A 12,586-nucleotide genomic window follows, 5' to 3' on the forward strand; every position below is an offset into this window, starting at 1 on the left:
GAGACGGTCCCACCGTAGTACGGCAGGCGCCCCTCGAACGCGGCCGTCCCGTGTCCTGGAGGTGCTGCGGCGAGGCGGTCGTCCGGCAGGTCGCGGGCAGCGCGCGGCGCGTCTCAGCCCGCGGGCGCAGGCGTGGGCTGCTGCTCCTGGTGGATCCACTCGTAGGTCGTCTGCACGATCTGTCCGGAGTCGTTCCGGGTGCCGTAGCGCGGGTTGACCTCGATATCGGCCTCGGCGGTCGCCTCATCCAGCTGGCTGAGGAGCTCCCCGGCGTTCTGGGCCTCGGTGACATCGCCCTGCTGCAGGACGAACCGCGCGAGGTCGACGGCGGGCTCGGAGATCTCCTCGGGCGCGGGCTGGCCCTGTGCGGCGGCGGCGTCCTTGAGGAGCTGCTCGACCTGCTGGTCGGAGTAGCCGAACCCGCCCTCGGTGGCAATGGGCTCGAACAGCTCGGCCTGGACGAGGATGTGGGCGACCTGGCCGGGGGTGACCTGCTGGCCGCTGATCTCGATCCACTGCGCCGTGGCGGAGGCGACCTCGTTCTCGGTGATCCTGGTGTCGTTGACGGTCGCGGCCGTGCCGGGCTGGGCGGAGCATCCCGCCACTGCAGCGCCGGCGGCCAAGAGGGCGGCGGTGGAGCGGACCAGCGTACGGCGGGGTGGGGCCACCGGTGAACCTCCGTGTCTTTCCGGGTACAGCGTCTCCGGCAGAGCGCAGACCTGCGCTCGCGGTGCTGCCCTTCGTGCGTGCGAACCGCAACCCATCGTACGGGTTGGAGCCTGCGCTCCGTGGACGCGCCCGGCCTACGGCCGCCCGGCTCGTCGCCGGAGGGCAGCGACGAACGTGCCCAGGTCGGCGGCGTGCCCCAGCCCCAGCCGGCCGGCGAGCTCGACGATCGCCGGCGGCGCGAGCCGGGCGGCCGACATCGCCTCGTCGTCGGTGAAGATGTCCGACGCCTGGCCGTCGGCGACGATCCGCCCGCGTGCCATCACCACGACCCGGTCGACGTGCTCGGCGACGAACTCCATGTCGTGGGTGATCGTGACGACCGTGCGGCCGCGTTCGGCCAGGTGCGCGAGGAGGTCCGCGAGCCGGTCCAGGCCGGCGCGGTCCTGCCCGGCCGTCGGCTCGTCGAGCACGACGGCGTCCGGGTCGGCGGCGAGCACGCAGGCGATGGTGACGAACTTGCGGACCGACAGGGGCAGGTCGTGCGGGTTCTCCTCCAGCGCGTCGGCGAGGCCGGTGAGCTCGGCCGCCTCCTGCACACGGCGCGCGCGCTCCTCCTCCGGCAGCTTCATCCGCTTCAGCCCGTAGTCGACCTCGGCGCGCACGGTGGTGTGGAAGATCTGGTCGTCCGGGTTCTGGAAGACGTACCCGATCCGGCGGGAGACCTGCGCCGTGGTGCTGCCCGCGGTGTCGACGCCCGCGATCCGCACGGACCCCGAGGTCGGCCGCACGAGCGCGTTCATCGTCTTCACGGTGGTGGTCTTGCCGGCACCGTTCAGCCCGACGATGGCCACGGACTCTCCGGCGCCGACGGCGAGGGAGACACCGTCGACCGCGCGGGTGCCGCTCGGGTAGGTGTAGGAGACGTCGTCGAGCTCGATGAGCGGTTCGCCGGCCCCACGAGCGTCCGGGGCCCCGGGTACCGGCGGGAGGGGGCCCTCCGGCGGGCCGGCATGTTCGGGTCGGTCGTCGTGGTCGCGCGGGTCGGGATCGCGGCCGACGGCGGCGCGCAGCGCGTCCGCGAGCGCTTCGACGCTCAGGTGCGTGCCGACGTCGAACCCGCGGGCCCGTAACCCCGCTGCCAGGCGGGCGGCCGGCGGCAGGTCCGCCCCGTGCGCCGTCGTGCGGGCGTCGCCGAAGACCGCCGCGGGGGGCCCGTCGACGACGACCTCGCCGCCGTCTAGGACGACCACCTGGTCGGCGTGCTCCGCCACCAGACCGAGCTTGTGCTCGACCAGCACGACGGTGCGACCGGCGTCGCGTGCCCTCGCGATGATGTCGAAGACCTCTTCGGTGGAGCGGGGGTCGAGCTGGCTGGTGGGCTCGTCGATGACGAGGACGGGCTGGTCCATGATCAGCACGGAGGCGAGCGCGACGCGTTGCTGCTGCCCGCCGGAGAGGTGGAACGGGTTCCGGACGGCCAGGTCGGTCAGCCCGGCCTCGTCCAGCCGTTCGGACACCCGGCTGCGAATCTCGGGCGCCGGGACTCCGAGGTTGGCGAGCCCGAAGGCCAGCTCGTCGAAGACCGTGTCGGTGATCCCGCTCATCTGCGTGAACGGGTTCTCGAACAGGTAACCGACGTGCCGGGCGAGGCTGTTCTCGTCGGCGTCCGCGATGTCGATGTCGCCGACCCGCACCGTGCCGGTCAGCTCACCCTTGTAGAACTGCGGGACGAAACCACGGATGGCGTGGCACAGGGTGGTCTTGCCCGCGCCGTTAGGGCCGATGATCGCGCACAGCGAGCCGGGCTCGACGCGCAGGTCCACTCGCCTGAGGGCCGGAGCGTCACCGACGGGGTAGGCGTACGTCAGGCCGGTGATCTCCACGGCGGCGCCGTCGGCGGCCGGTTCGGCGGCGTTCTCGGCCGGGTTCACCACGCCCACAGCAGGATCCTTCCGGCGACGACAAGCACGAGCAGGACGAGCAGTGCCGCGCGAAGCACCCGGTCGGTCCTGGTGTCGGCGACCGCGTACAGCGCGGTCTTCTTCCCCGTGACCATGAAGCCACGGGACTGCAGCGCGAGCGCCTTCTCCTCGACGGACAGCACGGAGGTCAGGATCAGGGGGATGAGCGTGGGCACGAACGCGCGGACCCGGACGAACCAGTTCGCGTCGGTCTCGACGCCGCGGGCGCGCTGCGCGTCGAGGATGGTGCTCAGCTGCTTGCCCATCTCCGGGATGAGGTTCAGCGCCGCGACGACGACGTAGGTCGCCTTGGGCGGGAGCCGGCGCCGCTCGAGCTCGATCATGACACGGCGACGGCTGCTCACCTGGGTCGCCAGGACGATCGGCGTCGCGACCCCCATGATTCGCTGCGCGAAGGTGACGCCCCGCTCGAAGCCCTCGAGCGTGGCGTCGAGGATCCAGACCCGGACGAGGATTGTCTCCCCGGGGATGAACAGGGTCTGCAGCGTGACGATCACCGCGCTCAGCAGCAGGACTGTCGGGGCCCAAGCCTTGACGAAGCGTCGGAGCCGGCCCGCGGCGACAGCGACGACGAAGCAGGCGAGGAGCACCGCGCCCACCGACCACAGCCCGAAGAGCTGGGAGACGACGGCGAGCACGAACGCACCGACACCGACCGTCGTCGGGTTGAGGTTGCGGACGGGGTTCGGCTCGGTGACCAGCTCGACGCCCGCCGGCCGCGTCGCCGCGGTCACCGGAGCACCGGCGCGCTCACCTGGCAGACGCCCCGCGGCGAGCCTTCTTGCGGGCGTCGACGTAGATCTGGCCGTGCGGGAAGCGGAGGATCTGGCGGTCGGAGATCGACTTCACGACGAGCACCGCGATCCCGACCGACAGGAACTTGTCCACGAGCTCCGCAGGGACGTGGGACGCGACGACCGCGAGGAAGAGGGGCAGATCGCCGTAGTCCACCATGACGCCGGTCAGGACGGAGACCCCGGACGTGTTGAAACCACCGAAGAGGAAGTAGCTGAGCAGGACCGACACGGCCACCGAGCAGATGGTGACGAGCGCAGCCGTGATGGCTGCCTTGCCCCAGGTGGTCGTGTATCCCTTGCGCGCGAGCCAACCGACGAGGAAACCCATCGCGGCGGCGAGGATCGACCACGGCGCCAAGGTGGGGTCCTGCGTCACCGACAGGAGCAGGATGCTCAACGCGCCGGTGACCAGGCCGATCCACGGACCCGCGAGCATCGCGATCAGGAACGTGCCGATCGAGTCGAGGAAGATCCACAGGTTCAGCGCCTTCACGAGGCCGCCGACGGCCACGTTGATCGCGATGGCCACCGGGATGAGCAGGATCGCCATGAGGGTGAAGTCACGCCTGATCGAAGCACCGAGGCCCATGTCTGCTCCTTCGTCCGGTACCGGGCCGCCGTGGCCCGATTCCCTGAGAGTGCCCGAGTTTTCCGCGACGGTCCGGGGATGTCCAACGCTCGGTTCCGCCCCTCGCCGGCACGTCCGCCGTCGTGGGCCGAGACGCCGCCACAGTACCCTCGCGGCGTCCTCGCACGTCCCTCACCCGCGGGGCGTGCCGGACGGATAATCTCCCTGGTTCCTCGTCGCTGCGAAGACCGTTCCCGTCGGCCAGCTCACCGCACCTGCGTTGCGGGCCGTGGTGATGGCGGGGCTGTCGGTAATTCCGTGACCGCCTGGGCGCCGGCGGAGGACTGAGCGGACCGACCGATCAGAGGTTGACCGTGACGTCGCCGCTCTCGCGGAGCTCCGTCACCAGCGCGCGCGCCGCCTCGGACTCCTTCTGGGACTGGATCTGCTGTTCGAGCTGCGGCTTCGCCTCCTCGAAGCTCGGCATCTGCTGACCCTGACCCTGGCCGCTGCTCTGCTGCTGGGCTGCCATCTGGTCGTACAGCTGCCGCATCTCCTGCTCGCTGGGAGCGGTGTCACCAGCCTCTTCGCCGACCAGTCGGTCGACCTCGACCTGGGTCTCGAGCTGGGACATCACCTCGTCCTCGCCCATGCCCTGCTCCTCCATCGCCTTCATGAGCTCGTCCGGGGAGCCGAGCCCGCTGGCCTGCACGACCTCGTTCAGGGCCTGGTCCAGCTGCTGCTGCGTGACCTCGTAGCCGCGGTTGTCCGCCTCCTGGGTCAGGAGCTCGGTGCCGACCATGCTCTCCACGGTCTGCTGCTTGAGCTGCTGCTGGTCGACGGGCTGACCCGACTGCTGCGCCTGCATGGCCGCCTGCTGGAACCGGGCCTGGTAGCTGGCGACGAAGTCTTCCTTGGTGATCTGCTCACCGTTGACCTCGGCGACGGTCTGCGGGATGCCGTCGAGGTTGGGCTGGGGCATCTGGCCCTGGTCGCCCTGGGCTGCGGTGCCCTGCTCGGACGGTGCGCCGGTGCCCTGCTCCGTCGAGGGCGAGGTAGACGGCGACGCAGCGCCGTCGTTGCCCTGGTCCCCGCCGCACGCGGCGAGGCCGAACGCGGCGAGGGCGGCGCCGATGGTCAGCGCGATCCTTCTTCTCATGGTCATACTCCTTCGAGTCCTGCGGCTGCTGGGTCGGGGTGAGCTGTCAGCAGCTCAGGCGGGCGGCGCGCCGGCATACGGCTTCAAGGCATGCGGGCTGCGCCGGTAGTCAGGGAACGTGTCAGGCGAACCTGAACGCCAGCCGTGCTCGGGAACGGCGTGCACGGGTGGGGCCAGCCGGTCTCGGCTGGCCGCGCAGAGGAGTGAGCGCTGCCCGTGGCAGGCGCCAGGCACCGGTTCGACGCCGGTTACCGCTCGACGGGGAGTCGCGTGGACCGCGGGGCGCGGACCAGGGCCGACGAAATGTCACTCATCGCTCTCCACGGTACCTGCTGGTCGGCAATCGCCGTGGACCGCACGCTCAGTGGTCCGCGCCCTTGACCCCCTGGTCACCCACCTGCCCGACCCGGCTGCTCGTTGCCCGCGCCGACCTTCTCCCCCACGGCCGCCGCCGCCGAGACCGAGGACGTCAGCACGGCGTCGATGAGCTCGTTCACCCATTCGAGGAGCGCGGCGTCGTTCAGCGGCTTGCCGCCGAGCCTCGCCGTCATGGGGAACGGCACGAGGACCGCGCGCACCGCCGGCTTGAGCACCGTCGAGGGGTAGAGCCGCTTGAGCCGCAGCTGCGCGGACTCGGGCAGGTCCACCGGGGCGAACCGCACGTACTTGCCCTGCCCGGTGATCTCGGTGAGACCGACCGCACGGGCCTTCGCCCGGAGGGCGGAGACCGCGAAGAGTCGCTCCACGGGCTCGGGCACCGGGCCGTACCGGTCGACCAGCTCCTCGCGCAGGGCCTTCACGGACGCGTCGTCGCCGGCGGCGGCGATCTTGGCGTAGGCCTCGAGGCGCAGCCGCTCGTGGGAGATGTAGTCGTGCGGCACGTGCGCGTCGATCGGCAGCTCGACCCGGACGTCCGCCTTCTCCTCCTCCTTCTCTCCGCGGAACTCGGCGACGGCGTCGGAGACCATTCGCACGTACAGGTCGAAACCGACGCCTGCGATCTGGCCCGACTGCTCGCCGCCGAGGAGGTTGCCGGCACCACGGATCTCGAGGTCCTTCATGGCCACCTGGATACCGGCGCCGAGGTCGGTGTGCGCGGCGATCGTGGCGAGACGGTCGTGGGCGGTCTCGGTCAGCGGCCGCTCGGGCGGGTAGAAGAAGTACGCGTACGCGCGCTCGCGACCGCGTCCGACCCGGCCGCGCAGCTGGTGCGCCTGCGACAGGCCGAGCTGGTCGCCGCGCTCCACGATGAGCGTGTTGGCGTTGGACATGTCCAGTCCCGTCTCGACGATCGTGGTGCAGACCAGGACGTCGAACTCCTTGTTCCAGAAGTCCTGGATGACCTTCTCCAGCTGGTGCTCGTTCATCCGGCCGTGCGCGACGCCGATTCGCGCCTCGGGCACCAGCTCCTGCAGGTGCGAGGCGGCCTTGCTGATCGAGGAGACCCGGTTGTGGACGTAGAAGACCTGGCCCTCGCGGAGCAGCTCCCGGCGGATGGCGGCGGCGACCTGCTTCTCCTCGTAGGCCCCGACGTAGGTCAGCACGGGGTGTCGCTCCTCCGGCGGGGTGGCGAGCGTGGACATCTCGCGGATGCCGGTGATCGCCATCTCCAGGGTGCGCGGGATCGGCGTCGCGGACATCGCGAGGACGTCGACTTCTGCGCGCATCTGCTTGAGCGTCTCCTTGTGCTCGACGCCGAAGCGCTGCTCCTCGTCGACGATCACGAGCCCGAGGTCCGTGAACCGGACCTCGCCGGTCAGGATGCGGTGGGTGCCGATGAGAACGTCGACGCTGCCCTTGCGCACGCCCTCGCGCACGGTCTGGGCCTCCGAATCGGTCTGGAACCGCGACAGCGCCTTCACCGACACGGGGAAGCCGGCGTACCGCTCGGAGAACGTGTCGAGGTGCTGCTGGACGAGCAGCGTCGTCGGGACCAGGACGGCCACCTGCTTGCCGTCCTGCACGGCCTTGAACGCCGCCCGGATGGCGATCTCGGTCTTGCCGTAACCGACGTCGCCGCTGATGAGGCGGTCCATCGGGTTGGGCTTCTCCATGTCCGCCTTGACCTCGTCGATGGTGACCACCTGGTCCGGCGTCTCCATGTACGGGAAGGCGTCCTCGAGCTCGCGTTGCCACGGGGTGTCCGGGGCGAAGGCGTGCCCCTTGGTGGACATGCGCGCGGCGTAGAGCCGGATCAGCTCGGAGGCGATCTTGCGGACCGCCTTGCGGGCCGAGGCCTTGGTCTTCGCCCAGTCGCCGCCGCCCATCTTCGACAGCGTCGGCGACTCGCCGCCGGTGTACTTGGTGACCTGGTCGAGGGAGTCGGTCGGGACGAACAGCCGGTCGCCGGGGTGGCCGCGTTTGGAGGCGGCGTACTCGATGACGAGATACTCGCGGCTGGTCGCGTCCGGCCCCTTCCCGACCGTGCGCTTGACCAGATCGACGAACCGGCCGACGCCGTGCTGCTCGTGGACCACGTGGTCGCCGGCGCGCAGGGCGAGCGGGCCGACGACGTTGCGGCGCCGTGACGGCATGCGCCGCATGTCGCGGGTGGAGGTGCCGGCGCGCCCGGTGATGTCGGACTCCGTGATGAGTGCGAGGCGGAGCTCGGGTGCGACGAAGCTGCGGCCGGTGGCCGCCGTCGTCACGAGGACGACCGACTCCGGCGGCTCGTCGGCGATCTCCTCGACCAGCCGGGCCGGGACGTCGGCGGCGGCGAGCTGCTCGGTCATCCGACGGGCCGGTCCGGGACCCTCGGTGGTCACGACGAGGCGCCACCCCTGGTGCACGAGGTCGGTGAGGTCCTTCAGGGCGCGCTCGACGTCGCCGGCGTACCGCTCGACGTCGCGCGCATCGACGGCCAGAGAACCGCCCCGGCCGTCCCCGTCCGGGACCGCTCCGCCGTCGTCCATGTCCAGCTCGGCGTCGCTGGGCAGCGCCGAGAAGGACCACCAACCCAGACCGCGGGTCAGGGCGAGCGCGCGTGCCTCGGCGAGGTCGGCGAACGAGGCGGCACGCAGGTCCAGCGGCGTCTTGCCGCCCTGTGCGGCGGACGCCCAGGCCGCGGACAGGAACTCCTCGGTGGTGGCGACGAGGTCGTGCGCGCGGCGGCGGACCCGCTCGGGGTCGGACAGGACGACGAGCGTGCCGTCCGGGACGAGGTCGAGGACCGGCTCCATGCCCGGTGCGAGCACGGGGGCCAGGGACTCCATGCCCTCGACGGCGATGCCCTCGCTCAGCCTCTCCAGCATGTCGCGGGCGCCCGGGAGGTCCTCGACGAGCCGGGCCGCGCGGGCGCGGACGTCCTCGTTGAGCAGCAGCTCGCGGCACGGCGGCGCCCACAGCTCCTCGGCGGCGTCCAGCGAGCGCTGGTCGGCGACGGCGAAGGACCGGATCTCCTCGACCTCGTCACCGAAGAACTCCAGGCGCAGCGGGTGGTCCTCGGTGGGCGGGAAGACGTCGAGGATGCCGCCGCGAACGGCGAACTCGCCGCGCCGCTCCACCATGTCGACGCGGGTGTAGGCGGCCGCGACGAGGTCGGCGGCGAGCTGTTCGAGGTCGCGCTCCTCCCCCACCCGCAGGGCGACGGGCTCGAGGTCGCCGAGGCCGGTGACGACCGGCTGCAGGAGGGCACGGACCGGGACGACGAGGACCCGGATCGGTCCGGCACGCGTGCCCTCCGCGCCCGGGTGCGCGAGCCGGCGGAGCACGGCGAGGCGCTTGGCGACCGTGTCGCTGCGCGGCGAGAGCCGCTCGTGCGGGAGCGTCTCCCACGCCGGGAAGGCTGCGACGTCGTGCTCGGGAAGGAAGTTGCGCAGCACACCGACGGCCTCGTCGGCCTCGCGGCCGGTGGCCGTGACGATGAGCACCGGGCGGTGCTCGGTGATGCTCGCGGCGAGCGGTGCGCGCACCCCGAGCGCGGCGTTGATGTGCAGCATCGGCGCCAGCACGGGCTCGCGCGCCTGCCGGAGGGCGTCGGCGACGGCGGGGTCCCGCCGCAGCAGCGGGAGCAGTCCGGTGAGCTTCATGGGTCCTTCGCGATGTCGGCGGCGGGCTCGGCGGCCGGATGCGCGCCCGTGCCGGTGAGCGGGGCGACGGCAGGCAGCACCTGAGCCCCGAATCCTTCGAGGATGCGGGGTCCGGCGAGCCAGTCTACGTCCGGCGCCCCACACGCGCGGGGCCGGTCGGGGCCGACAGGGCCGACGGCGCCCGTGCTGCTCGCGCGGTAGAGTAGGTCCGATCCGCTCGGCCTCACGAGCAGCCTTGGCGACCGGCGGTCGCGGACAAGCCCGTGACCTCAGGTGCGGCGGAGGCTCTCGTAGATCCGCGCGAAGGCGTCCCCGCCGTGCCCGGCGTCGACCTGACGGCGCCGCAGCTGCTCGACCATCGCAATCGGTGCGGGGTCGACACCTTGCTCCTCACTTACTCGGACGAGGTGGCTGAGGTCGGACCAGTCGAGCGTCTGGCCGTCCGTGGCATAGCTGCCGCTGTCGACGATCTCGGCGTCGGCCTCGAACGCCGAGGTCATGGCCGCGAGGAAGGGTGTGGCACGGGCCGCGAACTCACGGGCGCTCACGCCGTCGGCCGTGACCATGGCGGCGCCGTGCAGGAAGCCCGCGAACATGGTGTACATGGCCGACAGCATCGCCAGGTCGAGCAACGAAGCCCGGCCGGCGTCCGCGTCCTCGTAGGTGCTCGTCGCCCACGCGTCGAGCACCTGCCGGTGCTCCTCGAAGGCCGGCTGCGACCCGCTGTAGAGGATCGCTGCCTCCGGGGTTCCGATCATCGACGGGATGGCCATGATGGCGCCGTCGAGATAGTCGATGCCGTGCCGCTCGGCCCACGTCGCGAGCTCGCGCGCCTCGTTCGGCGTGCCGGTGGTGAGGTTGACGACCGTGCGGCCACGAAGGTGATCGGCCACCGGGTCGAGGGTGGCGTGCACGGAGGCGTGGTCGTACAGGCAGACGATGACGAGCGGGCCGGCCGTCACGGCGTCGCGGACGCTTGTCGCGGGACGAGCGCCGCGGGCGACGAGGTCGGCGTCGCGGCCAGGCGTGCGGTTCCACACCGTCACGGTGTTCGCGGGCTCGGCGAGCAAGGACCCCGCGAGTGCGCGGCCCATGGCGCCGAGACCGAGCACGGTCACCTGAGATCTCGTCGCGCCACTCATCGCGGGTCCCCGATGCCGTCGATGATGCGGGTCCAGTTGTCCCGCCAGTGACCGTCCGCGATCGCTCGGTGGTAGTGGGCCCGGACGGCCCGGGGCAGCCCAAGATCGATCGCCGCGGCCTCGCTGGTGGCGACGATGTGGTCGGCGGTGGCGCCCATCATCGTCACGGTGCTCAGGCCGCCCGGATGCTCGCCCGCGTCGATCTGCCGACCGGGGTCCTCGCCGGCACCGAGCATCGCGGGGATCTCTGTCAGGGTGGGCATCACCTCGGGAAGGAACTCGCTCGCCGGGATGCCGGCCGACCTCATCAGGGCGGTGGCGTGCATGAGCCCGGACAACGCGGTGAGGAACACGTCGAGGTGGGCCTGGTACATCAGCTGCGCAAGCCCCGGGTCCTCGCCGAGGTAGCGCGGAGCACCGATCCGCGCCAGCGTCTCGCGGTACTGCTCGAAGGCGGCGGCGGGACCGCTGTAGTAGACGAATGCGTCGTCGGTGCCGACCATCGGCGCCGGGGTCATCACTCCCCCGGTCAAGAAGGTGGCACCGTGCCCGGCGGTCCACGTCGCCGCCTGACGAGTCTTCTCCGGGGTGTCCGAGCTGAGGTTGACCACGGTGCGGCCGCTGAGCGCCCCGGACGCACCGTCGAGGATGTCGTACATGGCTCGGTAGTCGGTGAGGCTGAGGACGATCAGCTCGGCGGCGGCGACGGCGTCGGCCGGGCGCTCGGCGCGGTGGGCGCCGTCTTCGACGAGCGCATCGGCGCGGCCGGGGCTGCGGTTCCAGACGGTCACCGCGTGCCCGGCGGCCAGCAGGGTCCGGGCCATCGCCTGCCCCATCGGCCCGAGGCCGATGACGGTGACCGGCGGCAGTTTCTGATTCACGGCTGTGCTCCCTTGTGCATGGTGGTGTTCTCCTTCATGCTCGTCACCCACGCACGATCAGGGAAGTACGCACTATTTTCTGCGGTACTTACCTTTCGGTAAGCGCCCGGGCGGCGAGGGAGTGAAGACATGGCCAAGACACCTCGGTCGGGGCCCTACGTCTGCGGCATCGACGCCGCGATGGACGTGGTGAGCGGAAAGTGGAAGGGACTCATCCTGTGGGAGCTCGACGCCCACGGGAAGCGGCGGTTCGCCGAGCTGCGGCGCGGCCTGCCCGGGGTGAGCGAGAAGATGCTGACCCAGCACCTGCGGGAGATGGAGGAGGACGGCCTCGTCCGCCGGAAGGTCTACGCGGAGGTCCCGCCGCGCGTGGAGTACTCGCTGACGGAGCACGGCCGTTCGCTCAACGAGGCGCTCGCGCCGCTCGGGCAGTGGGGCAAGGAACGGGTCGAGCGGGAGCAGACGGGTCTCGTCGAGCACGCGGACGCGGACGCGATGCCGCGCTGATGACGTCCGGATCGCGCCAGGGCTACTCAGAACACCGAGGGCCACTGTTGCGCCTGTAGCCCTCGGTGTTCCGAGTAGCCCTCGCGACAATCTCCTCGGCACGCCGGACGAGCTGCTCGAGCGGCCCGCTGTGCGCGCCACGCCAGTACACCTGCCGGCACTCGGAGCAGCGCGCGAACTCGTCGTACGTACGCCGGGTCCCGGGCTCGAGACGGTTCGCGACCTCCTCCTGCGCGACGGGTACCAGCACGCCGTTGCACCGGCCGCAGCGCGTCCACGGAGCCAGCGGCGGCGCGAACCTGTCGAGGACGTCCGCCAGCTGCTCGGCCGCGCGGTCGTGCCGGACCAGTGCGCCGTGCGGCAGCGCGCTACGGAAGAGCAACCCGCGGTCCCGGGTCAGCAGGACGCGCTGCTCGGCGACGGCCTGAGCCACCAGCGTCTCGTCCGCGGCGTCGGTCTGGTAGGCGGCGTCCACGCCCACCAGCCGCAGCCGGCGGGCCAGCGAGCCCAGGTGAACGTCGAGGAGGAACCGAGGCGGTTCGGTCGGCACCGGCTGCGGTCGCGGGCGCGCCGGGACCTCGATCACGGGACGCCGGTCCGCAGCGCCTGCGGCCTCGGCCTCGGCCTCGGCCTCGGCCTCGAGACCGGCGTACCACCTCAGGGGGTCGTCGCTGCCGACCGTCCGGCCGCCCACCCGCAGCGCTCCCACCTCGGTCAGTGGTACGCCGACCATCTGGACGACGTGGCCCACGGTGTCGGTGTCCGCGGCAGCCACCTCGACGTGGCCGTCGCGCCGGTCGGGCCGGAGCAGGAACCGCAGCTCCGGACCGACCTCGACACCGACGGTGAGCAT

General features: G+C 71.6%; 10 protein-coding genes. 1 reads left to right on the forward strand and 9 read right to left on the reverse strand.

Annotated features, from left to right (window positions below):
- Positions 1-113: 113 nt before the first annotated feature.
- From ABD907_RS07970 to ABD907_RS08005, 8 genes are all read right to left on the reverse strand, one after another.
- Complete coding sequence (locus ABD907_RS07970) at positions 114-668, reverse strand: SurA N-terminal domain-containing protein (RefSeq protein WP_345215710.1); 555 nt, start codon at positions 666-668, stop codon at positions 114-116.
- A gap of 135 nt (positions 669-803) precedes the next feature.
- Positions 804-2,609, reverse strand: coding sequence for an ABC transporter ATP-binding protein (locus ABD907_RS07975; RefSeq protein WP_345215711.1), 1,806 nt, complete (start codon positions 2,607-2,609; stop codon positions 804-806).
- Complete coding sequence (locus ABD907_RS07980) at positions 2,597-3,385, reverse strand: energy-coupling factor transporter transmembrane component T (RefSeq protein WP_345215712.1); 789 nt, start codon at positions 3,383-3,385, stop codon at positions 2,597-2,599. Before ABD907_RS07980 ends, ABD907_RS07975 begins: the two co-directional genes overlap by 13 nt.
- Positions 3,386-3,401: 16 nt before the next feature.
- Positions 3,402-4,037 (reverse strand): hypothetical protein, encoded by a 636-nt coding sequence (locus tag ABD907_RS07985; RefSeq protein WP_345215713.1) that lies wholly within the window; start codon positions 4,035-4,037, stop codon positions 3,402-3,404.
- Between the two features lie 340 nt (positions 4,038-4,377).
- The gene (locus ABD907_RS07990; RefSeq protein WP_345215714.1) at positions 4,378-5,175 is read right to left on the reverse strand and encodes a SurA N-terminal domain-containing protein; all 798 of its coding nucleotides are present in this window, start codon (positions 5,173-5,175) and stop codon (positions 4,378-4,380) included.
- Positions 5,176-5,564: 389 nt separating this feature from the next.
- Complete coding sequence (mfd, locus tag ABD907_RS07995) at positions 5,565-9,203, reverse strand: transcription-repair coupling factor (protein WP_345215715.1); 3,639 nt, start codon at positions 9,201-9,203, stop codon at positions 5,565-5,567.
- 269 nt (positions 9,204-9,472) lie between these two features.
- Positions 9,473-10,345 (reverse strand): NAD(P)-dependent oxidoreductase, encoded by an 873-nt coding sequence (locus ABD907_RS08000; protein ID WP_345215716.1) that lies wholly within the window; start codon positions 10,343-10,345, stop codon positions 9,473-9,475.
- Positions 10,342-11,226 (reverse strand): NAD(P)-dependent oxidoreductase, encoded by an 885-nt coding sequence (locus ABD907_RS08005; protein ID WP_345215717.1) that lies wholly within the window; start codon positions 11,224-11,226, stop codon positions 10,342-10,344. The genes ABD907_RS08000 and ABD907_RS08005 overlap by 4 nt, the downstream gene beginning before the upstream one ends.
- 129 nt (positions 11,227-11,355) lie before the next feature.
- On the opposite strand from ABD907_RS08005, the gene ABD907_RS08010 reads away from it, so the two are divergent.
- Positions 11,356-11,733 (forward strand): winged helix-turn-helix transcriptional regulator, encoded by a 378-nt coding sequence (locus ABD907_RS08010; RefSeq protein ID WP_345215718.1) that lies wholly within the window; start codon positions 11,356-11,358, stop codon positions 11,731-11,733.
- Between the two features lie 22 nt (positions 11,734-11,755).
- Here ABD907_RS08010 and ABD907_RS08015 read toward each other — a convergent pair whose 3' ends face one another.
- A complete protein-coding gene (locus ABD907_RS08015) occupies positions 11,756-12,586 on the reverse strand; it encodes a Mut7-C RNAse domain-containing protein (RefSeq protein WP_345215719.1) in 831 nt (276 codons plus the stop codon).

Source organism: Georgenia halophila, assembly GCF_039541595.1.

What these genes read in the sequence shown, in the direction of transcription:
- ABD907_RS07985 (WP_345215713.1), bottom strand. Translation starts at nt 4,037, where the DNA reads ATGGGCCTCGGTGCTTCGATCAGGCGTGACTTCACCCTCATGGCGATC.
- ABD907_RS07990 (WP_345215714.1), bottom strand. Translation starts at nt 5,175, where the DNA reads ATGAGAAGAAGGATCGCGCTGACCATCGGCGCCGCCCTCGCCGCGTTC.
- mfd (WP_345215715.1), bottom strand. Translation starts at nt 9,203, where the DNA reads ATGAAGCTCACCGGACTGCTCCCGCTGCTGCGGCGGGACCCCGCCGTC.
- ABD907_RS08000 (WP_345215716.1), bottom strand. Translation starts at nt 10,345, where the DNA reads ATGAGTGGCGCGACGAGATCTCAGGTGACCGTGCTCGGTCTCGGCGCC.
- ABD907_RS08010 (WP_345215718.1), top strand. Translation starts at nt 11,356, where the DNA reads ATGGCCAAGACACCTCGGTCGGGGCCCTACGTCTGCGGCATCGACGCC.
- ABD907_RS08015 (WP_345215719.1), bottom strand. Translation starts at nt 12,586, where the DNA reads ATGCTCACCGTCGGTGTCGAGGTCGGTCCGGAGCTGCGGTTCCTGCTC.